The organism is Cyclobacterium salsum (assembly GCF_010119245.1).
Taxonomy (GTDB): domain Bacteria; phylum Bacteroidota; class Bacteroidia; order Cytophagales; family Cyclobacteriaceae; genus Cyclobacterium; species Cyclobacterium salsum.
Genome location: NZ_WNKG01000008.1, coordinates 222,421 through 247,595, shown reverse-complemented (window position 1 = coordinate 247,595; position 25,175 = coordinate 222,421). Strand labels below are relative to the sequence as shown.

Annotated in this window: 25 protein-coding genes and 1 tRNA gene; 23 read left to right on the top strand and 3 right to left on the bottom strand. The window is 42.4% G+C overall.

What is annotated here, in order from left to right; genetic code table 11:
- Nucleotides 1-290 precede the first annotated feature (290 nt).
- From GJS45_RS15895 to GJS45_RS15860, 9 genes are all read left to right on the top strand, one after another.
- Nucleotides 291-1,859, top strand: a complete 1,569-nt coding sequence (locus GJS45_RS15895; RefSeq protein WP_162342944.1) for a reverse transcriptase/maturase family protein — start codon at nt 291-293, stop codon at nt 1,857-1,859.
- A 196-nt stretch (nt 1,860-2,055) separates the two neighbouring features.
- A complete protein-coding gene (locus GJS45_RS23835; RefSeq protein WP_235954805.1) occupies nt 2,056-2,319 on the top strand; it encodes a hypothetical protein in 264 nt (87 codons plus the stop codon).
- A 10-nt stretch (nt 2,320-2,329) separates the two neighbouring features.
- Nucleotides 2,330-2,860 (top strand): IS1595 family transposase, encoded by a 531-nt coding sequence (locus tag GJS45_RS23830; protein ID WP_235954803.1) that lies wholly within the window; start codon nt 2,330-2,332, stop codon nt 2,858-2,860.
- Nucleotides 2,861-2,956: 96 nt separating this feature from the next.
- The gene (locus GJS45_RS15885; RefSeq protein WP_162342845.1) at nt 2,957-5,176 is read left to right on the top strand and encodes a hypothetical protein; all 2,220 of its coding nucleotides are present in this window, start codon (nt 2,957-2,959) and stop codon (nt 5,174-5,176) included.
- A gap of 422 nt (nt 5,177-5,598) precedes the next feature.
- Entirely contained in the window at nt 5,599-6,063 is a 465-nt protein-coding gene (locus GJS45_RS15880) for a hypothetical protein (RefSeq protein ID WP_162342844.1), read from the top strand.
- 434 nt (nt 6,064-6,497) lie between these two features.
- Entirely contained in the window at nt 6,498-6,659 is a 162-nt protein-coding gene (locus tag GJS45_RS15875) for a hypothetical protein (protein ID WP_162342843.1), read from the top strand.
- A 177-nt stretch (nt 6,660-6,836) separates the two neighbouring features.
- Nucleotides 6,837-7,025, top strand: coding sequence for a type II toxin-antitoxin system HicA family toxin (locus GJS45_RS15870; protein WP_162342842.1), 189 nt, complete (start codon nt 6,837-6,839; stop codon nt 7,023-7,025).
- Between the two features lie 51 nt (nt 7,026-7,076).
- Nucleotides 7,077-7,478 (top strand): helix-turn-helix domain-containing protein, encoded by a 402-nt coding sequence (locus tag GJS45_RS15865; protein WP_162342841.1) that lies wholly within the window; start codon nt 7,077-7,079, stop codon nt 7,476-7,478.
- Nucleotides 7,479-7,581: 103 nt separating this feature from the next.
- Nucleotides 7,582-7,734, top strand: coding sequence for a hypothetical protein (locus GJS45_RS15860; protein WP_162342840.1), 153 nt, complete (start codon nt 7,582-7,584; stop codon nt 7,732-7,734).
- Nucleotides 7,735-7,951: 217 nt separating this feature from the next.
- Here the strand turns inward: GJS45_RS15860 and GJS45_RS15855 are convergent.
- Nucleotides 7,952-8,035, bottom strand: a tRNA-Leu gene (locus tag GJS45_RS15855).
- A 154-nt stretch (nt 8,036-8,189) separates the two neighbouring features.
- Complete coding sequence (locus GJS45_RS15850) at nt 8,190-8,960, bottom strand: SAM hydrolase/SAM-dependent halogenase family protein (protein ID WP_162342839.1); 771 nt, start codon at nt 8,958-8,960, stop codon at nt 8,190-8,192.
- A 105-nt stretch (nt 8,961-9,065) separates the two neighbouring features.
- Here GJS45_RS15850 and GJS45_RS15845 point away from each other — a divergent pair, with 105 nt between their 5' ends.
- From GJS45_RS15845 to dnaN, 14 genes are all read left to right on the top strand, one after another.
- Nucleotides 9,066-10,028, top strand: coding sequence for a PhoH family protein (locus GJS45_RS15845; RefSeq protein ID WP_162342838.1), 963 nt, complete (start codon nt 9,066-9,068; stop codon nt 10,026-10,028).
- Complete coding sequence (locus tag GJS45_RS15840) at nt 10,025-10,483, top strand: GNAT family N-acetyltransferase (protein ID WP_162342837.1); 459 nt, start codon at nt 10,025-10,027, stop codon at nt 10,481-10,483. The genes GJS45_RS15845 and GJS45_RS15840 overlap by 4 nt, the downstream gene beginning before the upstream one ends.
- A 31-nt stretch (nt 10,484-10,514) precedes the next feature.
- Complete coding sequence (locus tag GJS45_RS15835; protein WP_162342836.1) at nt 10,515-11,081, top strand: DUF3575 domain-containing protein; 567 nt, start codon at nt 10,515-10,517, stop codon at nt 11,079-11,081.
- A 161-nt stretch (nt 11,082-11,242) separates the two neighbouring features.
- Nucleotides 11,243-13,219: a ComEC/Rec2 family competence protein gene (locus GJS45_RS15830; RefSeq protein ID WP_162342835.1), complete on the top strand. Its 1,977-nt coding sequence runs from the start codon at nt 11,243-11,245 to the stop codon at nt 13,217-13,219.
- Nucleotides 13,220-13,288: 69 nt separating this feature from the next.
- Nucleotides 13,289-15,211 (top strand): RecQ family ATP-dependent DNA helicase, encoded by a 1,923-nt coding sequence (locus tag GJS45_RS15825; RefSeq protein ID WP_162342834.1) that lies wholly within the window; start codon nt 13,289-13,291, stop codon nt 15,209-15,211.
- On the top strand, nt 15,208-15,795 hold the full coding sequence (locus GJS45_RS15820) for a hypothetical protein (protein ID WP_162342833.1): 588 nt from the start codon (nt 15,208-15,210) through the stop codon (nt 15,793-15,795). The genes GJS45_RS15825 and GJS45_RS15820 overlap by 4 nt, the downstream gene beginning before the upstream one ends.
- 2 nt (nt 15,796-15,797) lie before the next feature.
- Complete coding sequence (locus GJS45_RS15815) at nt 15,798-16,349, top strand: NUDIX hydrolase (protein ID WP_162342832.1); 552 nt, start codon at nt 15,798-15,800, stop codon at nt 16,347-16,349.
- An 84-nt stretch (nt 16,350-16,433) separates the two neighbouring features.
- Nucleotides 16,434-17,147, top strand: a complete 714-nt coding sequence (locus GJS45_RS15810; protein WP_162342831.1) for a tetratricopeptide repeat protein — start codon at nt 16,434-16,436, stop codon at nt 17,145-17,147.
- Nucleotides 17,147-18,109 (top strand): L-threonylcarbamoyladenylate synthase, encoded by a 963-nt coding sequence (locus tag GJS45_RS15805; RefSeq protein ID WP_162342830.1) that lies wholly within the window; start codon nt 17,147-17,149, stop codon nt 18,107-18,109. The genes GJS45_RS15810 and GJS45_RS15805 overlap by 1 nt, the downstream gene beginning before the upstream one ends.
- Before the next feature lie 37 nt (nt 18,110-18,146).
- Nucleotides 18,147-19,346: a phosphoglycerate kinase gene (locus tag GJS45_RS15800; protein ID WP_162342829.1), complete on the top strand. Its 1,200-nt coding sequence runs from the start codon at nt 18,147-18,149 to the stop codon at nt 19,344-19,346.
- A gap of 226 nt (nt 19,347-19,572) precedes the next feature.
- Nucleotides 19,573-20,481, top strand: a complete 909-nt coding sequence (locus GJS45_RS15795) for an ATP-binding cassette domain-containing protein (RefSeq protein WP_162342828.1) — start codon at nt 19,573-19,575, stop codon at nt 20,479-20,481.
- Nucleotides 20,482-20,485: 4 nt separating this feature from the next.
- A complete protein-coding gene (gldF, locus tag GJS45_RS15790) occupies nt 20,486-21,208 on the top strand; it encodes a gliding motility-associated ABC transporter permease subunit GldF (protein ID WP_162342827.1) in 723 nt (240 codons plus the stop codon).
- Entirely contained in the window at nt 21,201-22,889 is a 1,689-nt protein-coding gene (gene gldG / locus GJS45_RS15785; RefSeq protein WP_162342826.1) for a gliding motility-associated ABC transporter substrate-binding protein GldG, read from the top strand. Before gldF ends, gldG begins: the two co-directional genes overlap by 8 nt.
- A gap of 233 nt (nt 22,890-23,122) precedes the next feature.
- Complete coding sequence (dnaN, locus tag GJS45_RS15780; protein WP_162342825.1) at nt 23,123-24,247, top strand: DNA polymerase III subunit beta; 1,125 nt, start codon at nt 23,123-23,125, stop codon at nt 24,245-24,247.
- A gap of 228 nt (nt 24,248-24,475) precedes the next feature.
- Here dnaN and GJS45_RS15775 read toward each other — a convergent pair whose 3' ends face one another.
- Entirely contained in the window at nt 24,476-25,132 is a 657-nt protein-coding gene (locus tag GJS45_RS15775) for a hypothetical protein (protein ID WP_162342824.1), read from the bottom strand.
- Nucleotides 25,133-25,175: the final 43 nt, after the last annotated feature.

The window sequence follows — 25,175 nt, the reverse complement described above, 5'->3', positions numbered from 1 at the left end:
CAAGGTATTCCAGAATTGCTAACCACCGAAGGATTATTTCCACTAGGAGGCGAGCCGCTATGTGAACCAGCAGTCTTCTGACTACATGGTAAACCTTGTGACTTGTGTGTTTCTTATAGAGCATATTGTTCCTATTTGTAAAGATACAAAACTAATTTTGCTACCCAGCTTGAGTCGGAGCGGCATGTGAACTATTAATTCATTTGTCGAAAAAGCATGTATATGTCCGAAAACCTAATCGGGTTTTTGTAAAAGCAAATAGCTTCGCATGGGTCTCCCCTGCTTTTTTAATGATGAAAAAGAAAAAGGATTGGTTTAAACTTAAACGTTACCCTCATATAGGTCTTCCTCTTAATGTGAAGGATCGCCACAAATGGATTGAGCCCTATATCAAAAATCCTGCAAAAATTGCGAAGCATCGGTTTTTGCCATTTATCCACAAGTCTCTTAGTGTTCGAAAATATAGGAAAGTTTACTGTGAAGAAGATGGTAAGCTTGATTCCAAGTTTAAGGAAAATGGAAAAGTTTTAAGGAAAGGGAGTGAGAAAATCAGAGAGCTATTTTATGCTAGCCACCTTGATTCCCTGGTTTTTAGCTATTACGCTCAGCAATTAGGAAAGGCGTATGAGGAGAAAATAAAGGAATCTTTTTACAATTTATCTGATGTGGTTAATGCTTATCGGTCAATTCCCGTAGACCCATCAACGAACGATGGACCAAACAAATGTAATATTGATTTTGCAAATGATGCTTTTGAATTCATTAGGACATACCAATCAACTGAATTTGTTGTAATTGCTTTTGATATTTCCAGTTTTTTCGACCATATAAACCACAAGATACTTAGAAAAAGATGGGCTGAGGTTCTTGGGAGTAGTGATGGTTTGATAGAAGGCGAACTTCCTTTCGATCATTTTAATGTATTCAAAAACATTACTCGGTTTAGTCATATCGATATTGTTGATATATTTGAGGAATTCAAGGATAGAATAATTACTCGTAAAATTAGGAAAGATGGTTCGCTAGGCCCAATTAAAAAAAAGCCAATAAAAAAAATTAAATACCTAAAAGACCAGAATGCTGTCGCTTTTTGTAATGCGAGGGATTTTTTGAAAGTTAAAGGGAAGTTGCTGCAACCTTCTAAAACCAAAAAGCTCAACAACGGAAGAGTTGTCTATAGAAATTTTGGAATCCCTCAAGGCTCACCGATTAGTTCAGTTCTTGCAAACATTTACCTATTGAATTTTGATAAAGCTGTTAATGATTTCGTTTCCGAAAGGGGATTATATCGAAGATATTCCGATGACATTATCGTAGTTTGTCCTAAGTCAAAGAAATCTGACTTGGAAAAATTGGTTTACTCGGAAATTGATAAAGTTTGCTTGGAGATACAGCCAACAAAAACACAGATTTTTCACTTTACGAGAGATTCGCAGGGTCAGCTTAAATGTGGTCAGGAGTTTGAGAAAGGGATTAATTGGAATAAAAACCTTGTTTACCTAGGATTCGAATTCGATGGTGAATACTCATTTCTGAAGTCAGCGAGTTTATCGGGGTATTATCGAAAAATGAAGAAGTATGTTAGAAGGGCAAAAAATTATTCAAAGCGTCCGGCTTCAAAAACAAAAGGAGAACTTTTCAAGAAGAGAATTTTCAAGAAGTACTCTTACAAAGGAGCAAAGCGAATAAGAAAATGGATTTGGAATCCTAACCTGTCCAAGTTTGAAAAGTCCGATTATTACAATTATGGCAATTTTCTGACCTATGCTTACAAAGCCGCTGACAATATGAAAAACAATAAAATCAGAGGACAGATAAAGAAGCATTGGAATATTTTGAATGAATTGATTAAAAGGTAAAACTCGTGTACTGTGGTAGTGAAAGGAGAAAACTATCAATTTATCGAATTGAATAAGGCATTTGTTAAATGACAAGAATAAGGGCATATAGCCGTTAAACGTCGGTTTTTTGGAAAAGGAGTATAAGAGTCTGTCTATATTCGAATTTAAGGACCGGTTGCCCGATGATAGATCATGTTATGAATATTTGGAAGATATGAAGTGGAAGGATGGATATATTTGTAAAAGATGCGGCCATTCACACCATTGTAAGGGGATTAATGAATTTGACAGACAGTGTACCAAATGTAGCCGTCTAGAATCACTAACGGCTGGCACCCTTTTTCACAACTGCAAATCCCCTCTTCTAAAGGCATTCTATATCGTTTATTATGTTTCTACTGACAAAAATGGCGTCAGTAGCGGGGAATTAAGCCGTAGACTTGAACTCAGGCAAAAAAAAGACTTGCTGGCTTTTTAAGCGGAAAGTGATGAAGGAAACGGAAAGCAGCCAGAACTTTCCCATGATGGGGAAAGTAGAAATGGACGAAACCGATGTGGGCGGTCAGGATGACCAAGCACTGGGAAGAAACGAGAGGAATGAGAAAATCATGGTGGTGGGTATAGAAAGGGGTTTAGTTGGTGTTTCCCGTTGGTACGGAAGGGTTATTGAAACCGCCTCAAAGATCAATCTTGGAGGGTTTATGAAAGATCATATAGATAAAGACGCACAGGTAAAGACTGACTGCTGGAGTGGCTATAAGGGTATGGAGGCCCATTTTCCGAAACTGGTCCGTGAAAAATCAGGAAAGAAGGGAGAAAATTTCAAGCAGATGCATCGGGTAATTATTATGGTCAAAGCATGGATGCGGGGAACCCATCACCCGGTTAGAGACCTTCAACCCTACATTAATGAGTATACCTACCGGTACAATCGCCATAAAATGAAAGAAGGGATTTTTGAGAATCTACTGCAAAGGATGGTGGCAATGCCACCTTATCCGTACAAAGCGTTTATTTGATAAGTGCCTTATTCATAGAATTATATATAATACTCTTTACCTGCGTATTGAATTTTTTTTTTAAGTATTTAATTGGATAATAGAAAATTGAAAAAAATGAATAGAATAATAAAAAAAAGCTATAAACCTGACTATATTAATTACCAAAAAGATTCTCATGAAAGGGATACGATTATTTTTTCGACTAGTCATAAAATCGGAGAAGAACGAGAAAAAACAGAGCCGGGAGGAGGCGGAGCAAAGATATATTACTCTGTTCCGATTTACGAAAGGAGGAATGATTATATATTTAATATTACAAATAATATTAAGGAACTTGAGCAACTAAAATTCATTGAAAATTTTAAAATAAAAAACTATACGGAAATTGAAAGTTGGCTTTATGAAAGGCAAGAACTGGTAATTAATATTGATTACAAAATAAGTAAAGAAATAATAGAATTCTTAGAGGGAAAAGAAAATACAGCTGACAAAAATTATGAGGACTTCGTTGAATTGGGTTTAATAGCCGGAAAATCAGAATCGAATTATAAACTTTACAGATTTAAAAATAATCAACCAATTGAAATTAAAAATATAGAAAATATCGATAAATTAATTTATTATGAAAAATATAATGTTTTTAAAATTTTTCAGAATAACCAAAAAGGATTGGCCTATAGTACTGAAAAATCTTTTAGCAAAAGAATAATTATTACAACATTAACTGAAAATAATATAGAAATATCAAATTATTGGATAATTATAAATGATTCCAATTACTATTACAAATATTTTAAAATACATGAGGATGTAAACATATTGAAAATTGAAGAATTATCGTTTTTTGAAACCGAGCCAAATCAAATTTCTGATGATCTATTTATACTCTCTGAGAGTGGTAAATTTGGTGTTTTTAGTATCGAATTATCAGATTTTATAATAAAACCTACTTACCAAAAATTAAAAGAACGGGGAAAAATTAGAAATCAAAATAATAATTATTATGAAATAATATCATATTTTTTAACTGAAAGGAATATTGTATTTATTCGCAAAAATAACTATTATGATTTTAAATATAAAAATACCGCACTTTACCAATTAACAGTTACAGACAATTTACCCATAGTATTAGAAAATAAAAAGATATATCAAATAAAAATCAATGGAAAATGGGGAGTCATATACCCGAACCCTACGTCTCCACCTTATTGTTTTTCAGATGAAAAAATATTGTGCAAAGAAAATTTCTTTACTGTTAATATAAAAGGAAAAAATATTGATATAAGTAAAGATATTATAGGTTTAATCCCTTATAATCTGATTAAGAAAGATCATAATTTTCAGAAAATAGAAGCTTTTAATATTAATTCTTCACTTAATCTATATAAAGTAAAAGATAATGATCAAAAAATAATTATTTTAGATCAGCATCTAAGTATCTTAATAGCGGCAACTTATGCCGAAGAGATCCTCCATAGGAATGGAAAGTTTATTATTCGGTTTGAAAATAGTTACAAACTTATAGAAAGTGATGGGTCTATTAATAAGAAGCTTTCATTTGACAGTGTTCCAATCCTTTATAATGGCAAGTTTATATCAGGCATAATTTCTATGGTTTATAAATTATATAATATTAATGGAGATCTTATTTCAGAATCAGGTTTTGAAGAAATACCCATTTTATTGAATGACTCTTATTTTATTTGTAAAATTAATAGATATGGAATAATCAATATCAGCGGAGAGAAAATTTTGGACTATACTTGCGATAATATTTTAAGTGGATATAGTAGTTCACTAATTGATCATAACCGTTCTTCGCCAACTACTTTTAGCAATGAATATTTGATTCTTTTAGAAAATGGATTATATCAGGTTTTCAACTTAAAAAGAAAGTTTATTTATAGATTTAATTCAGAATCTCCACCTGTTTTTTATAAAGGTATTTACATTGTAAAAAGTAGAGGTTTTTTTGGTGTTTTATCTAAAGAGAATAAAATTTACATTGATTTTAATTATACGGAAATAACTTCTTTAGTATCCCCAAATTGGTTTACATTATTAAAGTGTTGTAAAAACAGCTCAATTGATATATACCATATCCAATCAAAGAAAATGCTGTTTGAAAATTGCCAATCAATTTACTTTAAGAAAGTTGATGTAAACAGAATTAGTTGGAGTTTGAGACCATATATTAAAACATTCATAATTGTTGAAAAAAATAATGATAAATTTTTTATTTCGCCGAACTATCCATATGCATCTACTAATTTCAACTCTTTTGAAGAATTATTTGGTTTATATTGGAAGGATAGGAGTATTGCTTTTTGAGAAATTTGGATTTCGTCTACGTCTAGATCAGTTTTTGATTTTGACTAGCACTACTTAGCTTAGTTTGTGTTATCGGTAAATAAAACTGCACCACTTTCGGTAAATAAGAATGCACCATTATTTGGCAAGAGATTAGAATTATCTCGGTAGACCATTGATCTTTCGTATCGTAAATAAATGTTTATTTCGCTTCTTGAATAGTTATTAAACAAAATGTAAAAAAAAACAAATTTTTTGGATCGTTTGCCAGTATTAATCGTGAATTAAGTAACAAAAAGTTTCGAAATAGTGGTACAAAAAGTATTGTTTTGTAACAATTTGATTACCATATTTGTAAGGATTCGTTGCAGAAAATACCATGTAACGAGTTAAAAATCAGCGCTTTTATTGATTTTATTCTTTTTATTTTAAATCAAAAATCCATGAACCAAACATTAAACCCAACAATTGGAGGTGCTTTTGATGAAATTGGAGAAAGCTCATTGAAAGCGCGAGACTTGAATAATCGCCATCAAGAGGCCTTAAATCATTATTTGGACACAATTACCGATTTCATTAATGTAATCGATCAAAAGGTTCAATTAATGAAAATAGTCTCTTCTCAACTTGAAAAACTGACCTGGATCGAAACCAACTCAACCGAAGAGACATTGCAAAAAGTTAGTTCGATTCTTCATATTTGCCTGGGCATGCTTTCTGGGTTTAAATCTGATCTGAAAGCAATGGAGGAAAGTAAAATTGAAGCCGACTGTCCCAAAACAGTGTCCGCGTTTAGGGAAGAAATAGAATTGCTGGAAGAGAATATTTTGGATACAGAAATGATTTTTTTTGAATTAAGAACCGACACGGAGTTCAACGACCTGGACAAACAAATAGCAAAGTTCTAAATGAATTTTTGACAGCGCTCCATCCAAAGAGTGGGAAAAATGGAAAGTCAAACCTCTCGAAAGCTGAAATTAAAGGTGCGCAACTTGCATTTAAAAATCATTATGAGTCCGGAGACTATTTCAAGATTTTTTTGGATCATAGGAAAAAGGGATTGAGGTTTGAGAAAAACGCCTCTTCCCCGAAAAAGTGAGGTTGTTGAAATCTTACATATTGAAGCAAATTTTCCTGTCCTTTCCCCCCTCCCCATCCCATGCGAAATTAGTCACATGGGTCAATTAACCGTTTATGAAGCCATTTCTGAGATGCGGAAGCTTTCAACAGAGGACATTGTGGGAGTGCGCCGAGCCAGGCTGCAGACTTTTTGAATGGGTAAGTTCTGGAGCATAATAAGGAATACAATTTTATTCGGGAGTAATACGAAAAGGATTGGTGATTGTTGATCAATTATTTCCACTGCAAGCCCCTGCGCTGCTCCCTGCAGCTGGCCAAAACCAAAAAGCGAACGAACAGGGGCCGGAACATCGTCGCCAAAGACAAAACCCCCCGAAAAGCTCCCCATCCACTGGCTGGCCCCGGAGTGTACCGACCCATCTGACAGCTTAAACTACCTGATGATGCACAAGACTTAGCACCAGTATGTTCGTCGTACGAGAAAGCCAGAAGTGGTTGATGCGAGTGTGAGGGGTTAGGGCTATTTTCTTAAAAAACGATTCTGACTTTCGTAAATGATATTAATATTAGTATCTTTGGAGCATACCATTTAAGCGGAAAAATGAAGTATTCAGAAGTAGAGCGAAAGCTGAAAAAACAAGGTTGCTACTTCGCCTTTGATGGAAAAAAGCATCCAAAATGGTTTAGCCCTATTACCGAAAAGTTTTTTGACCTGAGTCATCATAAAAGCCAGGAGGTAAAAAAGGGTACATTAAAAAGTATCAGCAGGGATTCAGGAGTTAAGCTTTAACCCCTCATTTCCCAATCTATAAAATCTGTAAATCGTAAAACAAATCGTAAAATGAAACTGAAAGTTTTAATCGAAAGAGGTGATGACGGCACCTACGGTGCTTACATTGATTCCGATAATCCTCCATTTGGATTGCTGGGTGATGGTGATACCGCCCAGGAGGCAATAGATGATTTCTATAATTCTTATGAAGAGATGAGAGGGCTATTTAAAGAGCGGAAAATGAAATTCACGGAGTGCGAATTTGAATTTGCGTATGATGTTGCTTCATTTCTTGATTATTATGGCAAGGTGCTTTCTCTGGCGGGATTGGAGCGGCTTACCGGAATCAATCAGGGGCAGTTGAGTCATTACGTGACCGGAAGAAGGAAACCCGGCAAAAAAACTGTTCAGAAAATAGAAAACCGTTTGAAAGCATTTGGCAAAGATCTGCAGCAGATTCAGTTCGTTTGATTGGTACTCATGCATAAGTAAGCTGCAGCCCCGGCCCCTGTTTATCAGGGCCGGATTTTTTTATGTCCTTTTCCCCCTCCTAATTCCATGCGAAATTAGTTGCATGGGTCAATTAATCGTTTTCGAAGCCATTACTGAGATGCGGAAGCGTTCAACCGAGGGAATCGTGGAAGTGTGTCGGGACAGGCTGCATCCCAGGAGTCCGGATGCAGACTTTTTAAATGGGGAATTCCTGGAACCAACATCGATCTATTAAACCCATATACCGGTTTTAAAGGTTAAATCCGTTAAAAAAATAGTGAAATTTCGCTTTGTAGCGAGCTTTTGTACCCAACCTGGCATTCCAAAGGTGGTTCTCTCGGTAGGCAAAGCCGGAGTTCCCGATTCCGCTACGCCGCATCGATATAAACTTCTCCTCCGGCATTTTAAAACCAAAAAAGCTCCTTCAAAAAATGAAGAAGCTTTTAAATATGTACCTTGGGCCGGAGTCGAACCGGCACGAGTGTTACCTCATTGGTGTTTGAGACCAACGCGTCTACCAATTCCGCCACCAAGGCATTTCAAACTAATCCCGTTCCTTTCTGAACGGGTTGCAAATATGGGCAAAGAAATTTTCTCAAACAATACTTTGCCGCCTTCAAATCCTTATTTTTTTATCTTCAAGCACCCGGAAAAGCCGCAGAGCGCAGACTGACCCTGACCATCATCCCTTTAGACCTCAAAATTAATGTAAATGGCACTGTCGTATCTCAAACCCAGTAAATCCGCCCCATGGCCATGATTAATGCCGATCTCCAACAAACCCAAACTGTTGAAAAAGGCCCAACAATCACCAGGCTCCACCTCGTCGTAATTCTGCTGGATTGTTTCCAGGGTTTCCCTTCCAAAGGCAATTTCAAATTTGCCGGGATTTAGCTTGTCAAAAACGTCCTTGGGGATGTTGGTGATCAGGTTCCCATAATGATCTACCCGTAATACATAGCCGACGATTTGCTTTTTGCTGGCTTTAAATTGCCTGCTCATCATTTTTTTGATGTTTTGAAGCGGCCCTCCAAAATCATGAATGGCCGCCCCGCTGGCTACTTTGGCGGCAATGGGCGCCAGGATGTCTTTGGCGGGAAAGCTGCTGTTGCGGATATGGATATCGGAAAACTTGACCACTATTCCCGGATCATGATCCGCCAGCATGCTCAAGACACCATTGTTCGGGCCAACGAAAATATGTTCGTTCAGTTTAATACCGATGTAGCCATCCGTGATGTCACTGGTGGAATTTAAGGCCACCAGGTGAACAGTACCTTTAGGAAATTCGTTATAGCTAGCACGAAGTACGAAGGCCGCATGCGCAATATCGTAAAGCGCGATATCATGACTGATGTCGACAATGGATAATTGGGGGTTTATGGATAACATTTTCGCTTTTACTACCGGGACGTAGTAGTCAGCGTTTCCAAAATCTGATATGAATGTTACCAAAGCCATAGAAGCAAGTCAATTAAAAATTCGTACTTTTGTTTTAATCATAAGATAAACAAAAATAGGGATTTTAAATTAGTTTTTTGAATAGGATAAACAGAAGACAGTATATTGGTAGAAAAAGTCATCACATTGGAAAACATTTCCCTCCTGGATTTCCTGGGATCGGAAAATGAAAATATCAGGCAGATTTCGGCTGCCTTTCCCCAAAGCAAAATTGTTTCCCGGGGAAATGAAATACGGATCAAAGGACAAGCCCCCGAAATCCTTAAAATCAATGATATTCTAAACATGCTTTTGGAGCATTTCAGTCGTTTTGGCCAGGTGACTCCGGATAATGTCAAGGAATACATTGCCCTCGAAGGCAACCCTCCCGGACAGGCGGAAACAAAAAATGACATTATACTTTATGGAAACAAGGGCTTGGTAGTAAAGCCAAAATCCCCTAACCAGAAAAAATTAGTTGACTCTTCCTATGCGAATGACCTGGTGTTTGCGCTGGGACCGGCCGGAACCGGAAAAACCTATATTGCGGTGGCCTTGGCGGTAAGAGCGCTTAAAAACAGGGAAGTAAAGCGGATCATCATTACCCGCCCGGCGGTGGAGGCAGGTGAAAACCTCGGCTTTTTGCCAGGAGATCTCCAGGAAAAACTGGATCCCTATCTCAGACCCATTTACGATGCCCTGGGAGACATGGTCCCTTCCGAGAAATTACGGTTTTATCAGGAAAACAGGGTGATCGAAATAGCTCCGCTGGCTTACATGCGGGGAAGAACCCTTCACGATGCCTTTGTCCTACTCGACGAAGCCCAGAATACCACCAGCGAGCAAATTAAGATGTTTTTGACCCGAATGGGGCCCAACTCAAGAGTGATCATAACAGGAGATCAGTCTCAGGTAGATCTTCCTTCCAAACAGAAATCGGGGCTTAGAGAATCGCTCCGAATTCTGAAAGATGTAAAAGGAATCGGAGTGGTGCACCTTTCCGGCAAGGATGTGGTACGGCACCGACTGGTAAAATCCATCATCGAAGCCTATGAAAAAAATGAAGTGGAGGTAAAACAACCGCGATGAAATTTTCAGTACATAAGATCACGGATGAAATCACCCTGAAAAAGGCCTTTAGAATCAGGGAAGAGGTCTTCGTTAAGGAACAATGCGTCGATCCGGATGAGGAATACGACGGTTTTGAAAACGAATCCGCTCAGTTTTTAGCCTATCAGGGCCAGCAGGAAGTGGGTACGGCGCGATGGCGGTTTACCGAAAACGGCATCAAATTGGAACGGTTCGCCGTTTTGAAGCCATTTCGGGGAAAAGGAGTAGGACAGGCACTGGTGAAGGCGGTCCTTGCAGATATTCAATCCCATCCGGAAAGTGCCGGCAAAACCGTCTATTTGCACGGACAGATTACGGCAATGGGGCTTTACGAAAAATTTGGCTTCCAAAAAGTCGGCGATCTGTTTGTAGAATGTGGTATTGACCACTACCAAATGGAACTTTCAATTGATAGGGACGTTAGAACCACTTAGTTTACTATGTTTAATGAATTGTTTATAAAAAATGATAAAATTACCACATTTCCTGATTTTTAGTATCTTTTTTGGGTTTTTAGGAGCTTCAGCGTATGCGCAGCGTCCCATGGATCCCATCTCTCCTGCCAATGAGGTCAAGATTAACATTGTCAATACCATCGTCATTGGCTCCCTGGAGCTGGGCTACGAGCGTTTGCTGGATCAAAATCAGGCGATAGCAGTGGAGGTGATGTTTATGGATCGGTTTTCATACGTTTCGGACAGCGGCGAAGGGCAGGATTTTAAGGCGACCAGCCTGATGCTTTCCTACAATTACTATTTTGTGACGGCCACAGATCCTTCCGGATTTTATGTGCATCCCTTTATGAAATACAGAGGGGGTACGTTTTCGGAAGTTGGCGAAAACAATACGGTACAAGAGACCGATTTGAATAGTTTTATGATTGGTTTTGGTGCGGGATACAAGTGGGTTCATAATGAAAAATTCGCCCTCGGCCCCTATGTCAATATCGCCCGGGGATTTAATGAGGAGGTTAGTGATCGCTTTGACCCGGTAGAATTTAATGCTGGCTTTAGCATTGGCTTCCGGTTTTAGGGGGGCGCCACTAATTAGTTGAAATTCAGACAAATTCGTTGGGCTTTTTGAAAAAATTCACTAATTTCTTTCTTCGTTTGAGATAATGGGCTTCCGTTTAAATTAATGCGGAAGAAAAAGTAAAAAACAGGAAAAGATTTTAGTCCATTTTTTCTTTTTTTATGAAGTTCAGTGAATTTCCTTTCGTCAGGTACACGATTTTTTTTGTGATCGGGGTATTGCTGTATCCCTATTCCAACCACATGCCGCCCGGTCGGCTGCTGCTCATATTGAGTATTCTTTTGGTTTTGTATATTGGCTTGGTAGGAACCTACACTCCTAAAGCCAGAAAGTCCCTTTATTTTCTTGTTCCGACCATCGCCTATTTCAACCTGGTAGTCATGGGGATGTTTGTTGCCTCTATTCGTGATGTGCACCATGATCCGGATCATTTGGTCCATTTTTCCGGTATATCGGAATACCTGGCTGAAGTAAAAGAACTGGATCAACAAAAGCCTAAAAGCATCGCGAACCTGGTGGAGGTCTATGCCGTCCGCACCCCATCAGGATGGCAAACGGCTAAAGGAAAAGTGCAGATTTACCATCGATCAGCCAGTCAACTGATGCCGGGATCCCTATTGCTGATAGCCGGAAGGCCGGAACGAATCCCCTCCTCTAAAAATCCGGAAGCCTTTGATTACGCCTCCTTTATGGCTCAAAAGCGTATTTATTTTAGCGATTTCATAGCCGTTGATTTTAAACTACTACATCTGGGGGAATTACCTCCCTGGCAATCGGGAATATTAGCATTACGGCAATATTTGGAGGGAAAGGTATTGAAGTATGTGGAAGACGATGCTTCGGCCCAGATTGCCAAAGCCTTACTGCTGGGGCAAAAAAAAGCCCTGGACGAGGAAATCGGAGAGGCTTATGCCACCGCTGGGGCCATGCATATTCTGGCGGTTTCCGGATTGCATGTCGGCATTATTTACGGGTTTTTCTTTTTGTTTTTCAAACCCCAAAAGGCCAAAAAGATTCAACGGGTACTTTATCTGAGCCTGGTGGTGCTACTGATTTGGTTGTATGCGGCCATTACCGGTTTTTCTCCCTCGGTCCTCCGGGCAGCCACCATGTTTACCTTTATCTCCATTGCCCAAATGAAATCCAGAAACCCTTCTATTTTTAACCCCCTGGCCTTATCTGCGATGGTATTGTTGGTTTACGATCCTTTTTTAGTGTATGCGGTGGGGTTTCAGTTGAGTTATACGGCCCTATTGGGTATCCTGCTTTTTCAACCGCTGATTGCTTCCCTATGGAATCCCGATAGCCGCTGGCTGCGGTACCTATGGGACATAAGCAGTGTGGGATTGGCAGCGCAGTTGGCCACGTTTCCATTAGCCATCCACTATTTTCACGTTTTCCCTACCTATTTTCTCTTGTCCAATTTGCTGGCCATACCGGGTGCTTTTATCATTATGTCCCTGGGCTTGCCTTTTCTATTGCTGTCCTACTGGTCGGTACCGGCTTCCTTCTTAGGAAGTTTGGTCAACGAGGCGATAGGGCTATTGAATGAAGGGATTTTTGGTTTACAGAAATTGCCCTTCGCTAAACTTGAATTTCTCTATTTTCGCCTTCCGGAGATGATCTTGATATGGTTGCTTTTATTCTGTACCTACCAATTGCTCATTCAAAAAAGGAAGCGGCAGGTTTTATGGGTGGTTTCGGTGCTGGTATTGCTGGGCGTTTACCGGATTTTTGAATCCTGGGAGAAAGCCAGGCAGCATTACTTGCTGGTTTACCAGGTTGAACAGGGGCTGGCCATTGACTACGTTTACGGAGCGCAGGTATTTGAAGCGATGGTGGAAGTAGATCCGCAAGACTTTCGCTATCAGGTGCTCCCTCACCGAATCAAACAAGCGGGAACAAATGTACGGAAACTGCTGATCCGGGATGATGAGCGGTTTATCCGGTTGGATCTTCCCGGTGGCAGGGTCCTGCAATTGGAAAAAGGGACTTTCAGGCCAAGGCTGGATGAAGCCCTAACCATGCATTTCTGGTCAGAAGGGAAGTGGCAGGAGTACCGACCTGCTGCCAAAACGCCCAGCCCTCCCAAAGCTGCGTTAAAAATAACGTTTAACAATCAGCTCACATCCTTGTGATTGGCCGGTAGGCGGTTTACTTTGTATAAAAATAGCCTTTCGGTAGGAATAATATCGTAGCAGTTCGGAATGGATGAATTAAAAACAGCGGCCCTTGCCACCTTAAAACAGTACTTCGGATACCTTGATTTCCGCCCCTTGCAGGAAGAAATTGTATTGTCGGCTGCACAAGGTACCGATACCCTGGCGTTGATGCCGACCGGGGGAGGGAAGTCGATTTGTTTTCAGGTTCCGGCCTTGATGAAACCTGGTATTTGCCTGGTAGTAAGTCCGTTGATCGCTTTGATGAAAGACCAGGTGGACCAGCTCAAGAAGCGGGGGATAAAGGCCTTGGCCATTCACTCGGGCATGCAAAAGCGGGAGATAGACACCCTTTTGGACAATTGCGTGTATGGAGATTATAAATTTTTGTACGTATCTCCAGAGCGATTGAAAACCGAGCTATTTCTGGAACGGTTTAAAAAAATGAATGTGAACCTGCTGGCAGTGGACGAAGCTCATTGTATTTCTCAGTGGGGCTATGATTTTCGTCCTGCCTATCTGGAGATTGTAAAAATCAGGGAACTGGTACCGGAAGTGCCTGTGCTGGCCCTGACGGCTTCGGCGACCTTAACGGTGCGAGAGGACATTATCGAAAAACTCGAGATGAAGCCCGCTGCTGTTTTCGTGCAGTCTTTTGCCCGGCACAATTTGTCTTACTCGGTTCGTTGGGCGGAAAATAAGATCGAAAAGGCGGTGGAGATTCTTCAGAAAGTACCGGGAAGTGCCATTATCTACCTGAGAAGCCGGAAAGGTACGAAGGAGACCGCTCAGCACCTGATTCAGTTGGGCATTTCGGCTACTTTTTACCACGCGGGTCTGGAGCAAAAAGACCGGAATCAGCGGCAAATGGATTGGATACAGGGCAACGTCCGGGTGATGGTAGCGACCAATGCATTTGGCATGGGGATCGACAAACCGGATGTCCGATTGGTATTGCACCTGGACCTACCGGAAAACCTCGAAAATTATTACCAGGAGGCCGGGAGAGCCGGCAGGGATGGAATCAAGGCCTTTGCCGTGTTGATGGTTCGTGAGCAGGATTGTCTGGGGCTAATCGAAATGGCAGAGAAGGCCTATCCTCCAGAAGATCAAATCAAGCGGGTGTACCAATGCCTGGCCAATTATTACCGGCTGGCGGTGGGAAGTGCCGAGATGAGCAGTTTTGATTTTGATTTTGCCAATTTTGCCAATACCTATTCCCTGGATGTAAAGATGGCCTATAATGCCATCAAGGTCCTTCAGGAAGAATCCTTTCTATTATTTTCCGAAAGTGTTTTCGTCCCCTCGTCACTCCATTTCCTGGTGTCTCAGACCAAAATTTACGAAGCGCAGATTGCCTATGCCAGAATAGACCCGTTGATTAAGCTGTTGCTTAGGTTACATGGTGGGGAGCTTTTTGTCAACTACATCCGCATTCGGGAGAATAAACTCAGCCAGCTTTTGCAACTTCCCGAAAAGGAGATCGTGAAAATGCTGCATTGGATGGACGAACTTGGTCTGGTAGCCTACACTCCTAAAAAAGATCAGCCCCAGGTAACCTTTATGACACCCAGGAAAGATGCCGGTTCGCTTCCACTGGACAAAAAGCGGATCAATCAAAGGAGGAACCAGGCAAAAGAAAAGGCCGCGCAAATGGTGGCTTATGCGAAAAATATAAGAAATTGCAGGACATCGCTTATTTTAGATTATTTTGGGGAAAAGAATGAATATACCTGTGGTATTTGTGATACCTGTGTCCAAAATAAGAAGGAAATTGAACGGGCCGGCTATCAAAAACGAGTGGAAAGTAAAATACTCAAAACTTTAGCAGCCGGGCAAGCGTTTTCTTTAAAGGATTTAGTAGACCTTGCGGGGGAGCGTCCGGATGATGGTACAGTGGAGGTCATTCGACATATGGAAGATGAGGGGTTAATTTTCACAGAAGAAAATGGTAAAATCAGGCTTAAATGAAATTCATTGATGATTTGTTAGGGGGGTTGTTTCCAAGGAAAGATAGTAAAGTATCCATCAAAGAGAATTTCACCTTTTCCGGGAAGGAAGAAGCGGAGGTGGTATCCTGGATGGACTCCGAAGAAGGCCGGGGGTTGATGAAAACAATATACGATAATTATCACCTGAAAATCGCCGGAGTAAATAAGCAACCGGAAGTGCATGTGCTGCATTCTCCCTATGCGAAGGGTTTTGCGGTAAGTTTTCAGGAGCCTTTGACCCCTTCTGACTTCGCCAACTTGTTTATCGGTTGGGGGCTGGGAATGCCAGCATTGGGGTATCGAAAAGTAAGCCTGGATAGGAAAATCGAGGAAGCTAACGAACAGGTCAAGGTGACCGAAAAATATTATTTTAAGCCACCCTTGTCAGCAGGGGACCTGAATAGTAAAATTGATCAGTTGTTTGGCAACGTAAGTATAGAAAAAACATTCATCAACAATCGCCCCAGCTACCTCAAGGTGTTGGCTACGGTATATGCGGACAGCTTATACCACGAAGCGGCACCTTTTGACCGATTTATGGATCAGCTATTTAACCAGGACTAACTATGGACAACAGACTACTAAGAGAATTTATAGCCAACTACAGGACACCGTTCGACGAGGAAAAAGCAATGATTCCCGATTTTTTGGCACTCCTGGACGACCCGATGGCTTTTAGCCGGGAACGAAAGGAGGGGCATTTTACCGCATCCGCCTGGATCGTAAACCGAAGGCGAACGCATACCTTACTGACCCTGCACCGGAAATTACAGAAGTGGCTGCAACTTGGAGGCCATGCAGATGGCAACCAAAACCTGCTGGAGGTGGCAATGAATGAAGCCCGTGAAGAGAGTGGCTTGACTTCCCTGAGGCTGGTGGATCGGTTTATATTCGACCTGGACCGGCATCTGATACCGGCCAACGCTACCGATGCGCAGCACTTTCATTACGATGTCCGGTTTTTGATTGAGGCTGAAATGGACGAGCCCTTGATCATAAGTCCGGAAAGTAAGGACCTTGCCTGGGTTGGCTTTGACATGACTTCCGAGTTGGTAGGAAACAATGCCTCTATCCTTCGGATGTTGGAAAAAACCAGCCGTTCCGAAATACTTTTATAAGCAGAGGTTCGGTAGTTCTGGTTTTATTGTTCAAATTTTCGGGTTGTGCCCTGGGGAATCCTTATCTTTGCCAAAAATTTTGAGATGAATAACAACCTGTTCAAATCCCTGGCAATGCTTTTTTTACTGGTTTCCTGTCAGCCTTCGGTAGAAGAGCTGTTTGAGGCTGGGGTAACGGCCCTGGAAGGGGAAAAATACGAAGAGTCAATCAGCTATTTTGACCGGCTGGTTGCCATAGATAGTGCGCATGCTGCCGCCTGGAACGCCAGAGGAGTGGCTTTTTTTGAGCTGGGTCAATGGGATGAAGCCATTGACTCTTTTAGTCAGGCCATAGAAACCGATTCACTTAATTACAAACCTTTTTTTAACAGAGGCAATGCCTGGATGGAAAAAGAATCCTTCAGGGAAGCCCTCCTCGACTATAATCGGGCCAATGGACTGGATGTCAATCAATCGGATGTTTATTACAACCGGGGTCTTGCTTTATTGGGGCTGGAAATGTACGAGGATGCGCTGATCGATTTTGACATGGCCTTGCGGGCTAACCCGGAGCAACCCACCGTCCTTTTCAACAAGGCGAAAGCCCAATTGGGAAACAATGATCCCTTGACGGCCATTGCGACGCTCAATGAGGTGGTACGATTGGATCAACGGAATGCCTCGGCCTACTACCTGCTGGGTGTTACCCAGATGAGTGCCTTGGGAAACAAGGAGGAAGGCTGTTCTCAATTGAAAATGGCGCTTTCTTTAGGGTATACACAGGCAAAAGAATGGATAGACGAATTCTGTGAGGAATAATGGCGGAAATAGGAAAAGACATAGCGAAAGCGGCCAAATTTCTCACGGAGGGGGAGCTAGTGGCCATACCCACAGAAACGGTGTATGGGTTGGCAGGTAATGCGCTGGATGAAAATGCCGTTCTAAAGATATTTAAGACCAAAGACAGACCGGAATTTGATCCCCTGATAATCCATCTGGCTGAAAAAAGTCAATTAATGGACTACGTGCAGGATGTACCGGAAGAACTGGCGGCCCTTGCCAGCCGTTTTTGGCCGGGCCCCCTTACGCTCTTGTTGCCTAAAAAAGACCTGATTCCCGATTTGGTTACCAGTGGACTGGATACTGTTGGTGTTCGTGTTCCCAGGCATCCGCTTACCAGGAAACTATTGCAATCGCTTACCTTTCCGCTGGCGGCTCCAAGTGCCAATCCATTTGGATACATCAGCCCTACCCGGGCCAGCCACGTTCAGGACCAGCTAGGGGATAAAATAACGTATATTTTGGATGGAGGGGATTGTGAAGTAGGCCTGGAAAGCACCATCGTTGGCATGGAGCAAGGACAGGTAATCGTGTACAGGCTTGGGGGGATTTCCGTTGCGGATATTGAGGAAACGGTGGGGAAAGTGCTGATTCTCCCTCAGTCCAGCAGTAATCCAAAATCTCCCGGAATGCTCAAAAGCCACTATGCCCCCAAAAAACCGGTCTATTTAGGCGATTTGGATGAATTGATGGAAAAGTTTGGTAGAAAGGGTACCGTTTTTGCTGTTTTGTCGTTTACCAGAACCTTTGCTGAAGTACCGGATTCCTTGCAACTGGCGTTGAGCAAGGAAGGAAATTACGATGAGGCGGCGAGAAACCTGTTTTCCTCCATGAGGCTATTGGATGATAGCGAGGCAGCAGTGATATTAGCGCAGGAATTGCCGGAAATTCATCTGGGAAAGGCCATAAATGACCGCTTGAGGCGGGCAGCTGCCAAATAAAATCCTTATTTTTGATAAAATTTTAAACCTACAATGTATGAACAATAGAATTAAGACTGTCGATAATGTTGATTTTAAAGGGAAAAAAGCCCTGGTAAGAGTGGATTTTAATGTGCCCCTGGATGATCAACATAACATTACGGATAATACCCGGATTGTATACGCATTACCTACTATCAAAAAGATTTTAGAAGGGGGAGGCGCAGTGATCCTCATGTCCCATTTGGGTCGACCTAAGTCAGGTCCGGAGGATAAATTTTCCCTGAGGCATCTGATTACCGAATTGAATAAAGAGCTGGAGGTGTCTGTCAAATTTGCAAAAGACTGCATCGGAAATGAAGCCAGCCAATTAGCGACCAGCCTAAACCCGGGCGACGTGTTGCTACTTGAAAACCTAAGGTTTCATAAAGAAGAGGAAAAAGGAGATAGGGAATTTGCTAAAAAATTAGCATCTCTCGGAGATATTTACGTAAACGATGCTTTTGGTACTGCTCACAGAGCCCACGCTTCCACCGCCATCGTAGCCGAATTTTTCAATGATAAAGTGGCAGGTTACCTGATGCAAGCGGAATTAAAAAATGCAGATAAGGTATTAGGTGCTCCGGAAAGGCCCTTTACTGCCATCATGGGAGGAGCCAAGATTTCCGATAAAATATTGCTGATCGATAAATTATTAGATAAGGTAGATAACCTGATTATTGGCGGGGGCATGTCCTATACGTTTGCCAAAGCACAGGGAGGGTCGATTGGGGATTCCCTTTTGGAAGCGGATAAAATGGAACTAGCCCTTGAATTGGTAGAAAAGGCCAAAAAGCAAAATGTAAACCTGATTTTACCAGAAGACGCGGTCACTTCCAAGGCTTTCGCCAATGATGCCGAACAGGGCACCGCCCAACGAGGACAAATTCCAGATGGTTGGATGGGATTGGACATTGGACCGGAAAGCCGGAAAAAATTCGCTGAAGTGATCATGGCTTCTAAAACGGTGTTATGGAATGGTCCCATGGGAGTTTTTGAGATGAGTAGTTTTGAGAACGGCACCAAAGCCATTGCCGAATCCATAGTCGCCGCCACCAAAAAGGGTGCGTTTACCTTGATAGGAGGAGGCGATTCTGCCGCTGCGGTTAATAAATTTGGCTATGGGGAGGACGTTTCTTTCGTTTCTACGGGCGGAGGTGCGCTGCTGGAATTGATGGAAGGAAAGACGCTTCCTGGTGTAAAAGCCCTGGAACCCTAATAAATTGCACTAAGTAGCCTGTCATTCTATCCGGACCCAGCTCCATTCCAATTTGATTGATCGCAAATCTATGGATAACAGGGCTTTTGGGGAAGAAGGCAGTTCAATGGTTTACTCCCCCTGTCCTGACACTTTGTTTGGGACGGGGGAAAAATACCTTTCAGGTACTAGATCGTATTTCTTTGTCGTTTAGGGATTGGCCCCGAATTAAAATAAGCTGACTTTCATGTCCATAGAAATTCATCAGTTATCCAAATCATTCGGTTCTCAGCAAGTGCTCAAGGGGGTTAGTTTTCAAGCTAAACCAGGTCAGGTGCTTGGTTTTTTAGGTCCTAATGGTGCCGGGAAATCCACCACCATGAAGATTTTGACGGGCTACCTTACTGCGGATGAGGGGGATGTATTGGTGAATGGGATTTCGGTAAACAAGTATCCCAAGGTCATCAGTAAGTTGATTGGCTATTTGCCGGAGCATAATCCGCTGTATCCGGAGATGTACATTTCAGAGTTTCTGACGTTTGTCGGCGGTCTTTATCAAATGCGTAGTAAGGTGCTGAAAAATCGAGTGCAAATGGTTATGGACCAATGTGGCTTGATGGCTGAAAGGAAAAAGAAAATAGGCCTGTTATCCAAAGGCTATAAACAGCGGGTAGGCCTGGCAAAAAGCCTGGTGCACGATCCGGAAATTATCGTTCTGGATGAACCCACCTCAGGCCTGGATCCTAATCAACTGGCAGAAATCAGGCAACTGATCCGAACCATCAGCCAAAACAAGACCCTTATTTTAAGTACCCACATCATGCAGGAGGTAGAAGCCCTCTGCGATAAAGTGGTCATTATTCACAACGGAAATATCGTTGCCCAGGACCTGTTGCAGCACTTGAAATCCGGGCAGGGAGAGGGGGAACTGGTGTTTGAAACGGAAGTGCCATTGGTCCCGGACTGGATCAAAGGCATGGACTATTCAGGATATTCCCAACCTAACCCCACTACCTATGTCTTTTCCAGTGCAAATCCGAAGCAATTACGCTTGGAATTGATGCGCCTGGTGCAGGAAAGAGGCCTCAACCTGATCAGTATCCGGCAACAGGAAAATAACCTGGAATCCATTTTCTACAGACTCACACAAAATTAGCAAGATGGTTAGTTTGTTATATAAGGAAATAAATGGCTTTTTCAGCAACCTCTCTGCTTACCTGATTACCAGTATTTTTTTAATAGCGCTGGGATTGATTGTTTGGGTTTTTCCAGGTACCAGTGTGCTGGAATATGGCTATGCTGATTTGGACAGCCTGTTTACCTACACCCCTTTCGTGTTTATCTTTCTGATACCAGCCATTACCATGGGTATGGTCGCAGAAGAGAAGAAATCAGGTACCTGGGTACTCCTTAAAACCTCCCCCCTTAAAAGCCACCAAATCATTTTGGCCAAGTACCTGGCCGCTTTATTGTTGATCCTCTTTGCGCTGTTACCCACACTGGTTTATTATTTCAGTGTCGTTCAGCTGGGTGATCCCGTTGGGAATATCGATAGTGCCGGTTTTTTCGGCTCCTATATTGGCTTGCTTTTAGTAGGGGCCTTATTTGCGGCCATTGGGCTTTTCAGTTCCTCCCTTACTTCGAACCAAATTATGGCCTTTGTAATTGCGGTGTTTTTATGCTTTTTATTGTACGGGGGCCTGGGAGCACTGGCGGCCTTATCCTCCGGGGAATGGGGATTGTTTCTGGAAGAACTGGGCATCAGTTTTCATTTTGAGCAAATGGGTAGGGGGGTGATCGTTTCAGAAAACGTCTTTTACTTTCTGGGGATGATCCTTACCTGGTTGAGTTTTACCTGGATTTTGATAGAACGAAATGGATAGAAAGCAGCGACCCCTTGTACTCGGAATACTATTCCTGATACTCCTATGGCTGGGGTTATGGGGATTGGGGTCTTGGTGGCAGTTTAGGATGGACCTTACCGAAGAGGGCCGCTATTCCCTGTCCGACGCTACCAGAGAAGTTTTGGCCAATATGGACGGGCCCCTGGAAGTTGAAATTTTATTGGATGGAGATTTGCCGGCAGGAATGAAACGGTTTCAGAAGGGAATTGAGGAAACGCTAACCACTTTTAAAAATTACAGTAATGAGGAAATCAACATCCGTTTCCAGGATCCCCTACAAATGGATAGTGAATCCAGGGAAGCGTTTATCCTCGATCTGGCTGCCTATGGGATCAACCCGACTAACTTATATAGTAACCAAAATGGGGCGCAAACCTCACGCATGATTTTTCCAGGGATAGTCCTTAGAAGTCAGGACTATGAATTGGGCGTTTTGCTGCTTAAAGGCGAGATGGGGATGGGGCCCGATGAAATACTGAACCTTTCCATCGAAAACCTGGAGTTCGAAATCAGTCAGGCCCTTCAGCGGCTTTATACGAAAAATAAAAAAGCGGTGGGCATCATCATCGGGCAAGGTGAAATGGCGGAGGACAATGGATTCGGTATGGTAGAAGCCCTGAATGAGGATTATGAAGTCTATAAAGTTCCCTTTGATCAGGCAGAGGAGGTAGCCGATTTGCTTACTTTTGAGACATTGCTGGTGGCGGGTCCTCAGGAAGCCTACGAAGAAAGGGAACAATACCTGCTGGACCAGTATCTAATGCATGGTGGAAATCTGGTGTTTTTTGTGGATCAAATGGCGGTGAACCTGGAAGAGGCGGCGGGAGAGGGGACGGTAGCGATGCCCTTCGACACCGGATTGGATGGCTTGCTTTTCCGGTATGGGATTCGAATCAACCGGGATTTGATACAGGATTTGAATTTTGGATATCATCCAGTGGTTTCCGGAGATTTTGGAGATCAGTCGCAGCTGGTTCCTTTGCCCTGGCCTTTTTATATACAGGCAGGTAAAATGGCCAACCATCCCATTACCAAGGGTTTAGATCAAGTTCAATTCCGCTTTGTCAGCACCATGGATACGGTAAAGGCGGAAGGGGTTACCAAAACCCCCCTTATTTTTAGTAGTAATTTTAGTAAAAAATTGAGCGCTCCGGTGCGGGTTGCTTTTGAGGACATGGCAGGAGAACCGGAGGTCGAATCCTTTACTTCCGGAAACCTACCGCTGGTATACCTGCTGGAAGGAAATTTTACTTCGTATTTTAAAAACAGGTTTGTACCCGATGAGTTTGACGCCAGTAGTTTTCTTCCGGAAGGGAACGCCGGGCGCGTTCTGGTGGCTGGGGATGCAGATTTGGTGAAGAGTTGGGTGGACCCCAGCGAAAAAGAACCCCTGCCGCTTGGCATGAGTCCATTTGCTGAAAACCAAATGGCAAACAGGGAGTTTTTGCAGAATGCAGTGAATTTCCTGGTGGACCCGGAGGGTATCATGGCTACCAAACGAAAGCAATTCCAAATCAGGCCGCTTAACAAAGTAAAAGTAAACCAACAAAAAAGCGTTTGGCAGGTCATAAACATTGCCTTCCCTGTGCTGCTGGTACTGTTAATCGGCTGGGTGCAGTATTTTTTTAAGAAAAGAAAATACGAAAAGAAGCAGGTTTAAAAGTAACGACGGCAAATTTTGCGGCATTTTTATTTCATCTAATCAAATCCCAATGAGGGCATTTGTAATTTTATTTATAACTTTACCCTGTTAAATCCATCGGATGCATCTGGGGAGTCAACCATTGCCCTTACGCAACGGTTTGGAAATCAGAAATCATCTTTTTACTGTAGCCAGGCCACCAATTTGGGCCGGGCGCATCAATTGACTGACGTAATAAAAAAAATACACCTATGAAATTTATTGTTTCTTCTTCATCCCTTTTGAAGCAGCTGTCTTCCATAAACGGGGTAGTAACCACCAACCCGGTGGTACCGATTTTGGAAAACTTTCTTTTTGAAATCAAGGACAGTAAACTGACGGTGACGGCTTCCGACCTGCAAACTTCAATGATGACAGAAATAGACGTGGAGGCCAAGGAAGATGGAAATATTGCAGTTCCTGCTAAAATTCTTATCGAAACGCTAAAAAACCTGCCTGAACAGCCGGTTACCTTTAGCATTGACAAGGAGACCTATAGTATAGAGATCAGTTCCGACAATGGCCGCTACAAGCTGGCGGGGGAAAATGCGACCGATTTTCCACGAATACCCGGAGTCACCAATGCCACTTCCGTGGAAATGTCCACTGAGGTACTGAGTAGTGCCATTGCCAATACTATTTTTGCAACCAGCAACGACGAACTCCGACCTGCTATGACGGGCGTGTATGTCAATCTTAGCGATACCAATACCACCTTTGTGGCCACGGACGGACACCGACTTATTCGTTACCGGAGGGTAGACATCGCCTCACCTGAGACCGCTAATATTATCGTACCGAGAAAGGCGTTAAATCTGTTAAAGTCAACCCTTCCTTCGGATAACGTACCGGTGACAGTGGAATTTAATAGCAGCAATGCCTACTTCAAATTCAATAATATCAAAATGATTTGTCGGTTGATTGATGAACGTTTTCCGGATTACGAAAATGTCATCCCTACTGACAATGAAAACGACATGGTGATCAATCGACAGGAATTTTTAGGTTCTCTGCGAAGAATTGCCATTTATGCAAATAAAACTACACATCAGGTGCGATTGAAACTTACCGGAAGCGAACTTCAGATTTCCGCTGAAGATCTGGACTTTTCTAACGAAGCAAACGAACGCCTGTCCTGCGAACATGAAGGAGAGGACATTGAGATAGGATTCAACGCCAAATTCCTCGTGGAAATGTTAAATAACATTACCGCCAAGGAAGTAACCTTAAAATTCAGTGCCCCCAACAGGGCCGGGTTGATATTGCCCTCTGACATGAGTGAAAACGAGGATATCCTTATGCTCGTCATGCCGGTAATGTTGAGCAACTACGTATAAAACAAGCTGCCATCGAAAGGTACCTATTTCACTACGGGTTTGCTTTTTTATGGCAGTCATTTCGATTTTGCACTGTGAAAATGGCAAATTTTCAAACCTAGGTGTATCGCTTGCGTCAGCCTTGATATCCAGGCGTTGTTTACAAGCAGTAGTCAAATAATATTCAACCAGGCATCGCCTTACGGCGTACGTATCAGGAGGCTAGTGTTCCTTTTGACAAGTATAGCGTTATTCTTTTGCCACTTCTACATCTGTAAACCAAATGATCTTATCTCCGCTTTCTAGCCGGTGGTCCAGGGCAATTTTAATTCCGTCGAATTCCTGTACATTTTCCCAGGTAAAAGCCCTGCCATCCGGACCATCTCCCCGGCGAAAGACCCATTCTTTTATCATGTACTCCTCGTCCACATACAAATCGTACGCATCTCCGGGGGTGTATCCATCGGTATTATTGTAACGGATAATCACCTTGGTAGTCGTTTCTCCATGTATGGGAGAGGATTGATTTTCGATCACTTCCGACTCGTATCCATCATCCCAGGCCAATTGAAAAGGAAATAGCAGCCAATATTTATCATTTATGAATTTCTGGTCCACCCCTTCGACTTGAGCCGTCTTGTCTGCAATGAGATAACTAGCAGTGGTATCCGGCCCCCGGTATTGCACTTCGCCCTCTTCCATGTTCCATTTCCAGTCCCTCACCAATACATTCACACTGTCTCTGCGAACGTTCCAGGTATAGGCGATTGAACTTACCTCATCTAATTGCTCATAACCATATGCCTTGGCTATTTTCATGGTAATGGAATCGGAATCTTCCGTTTTGGGCGTGCAGGACAACGCAAATAAAAGGAGGGTAATCAGGAAGTAGTTGCAATTTTTCATGGGATCGTGGTTTTTGTAGTTGTTTGCTAAGGTAAACATTTTA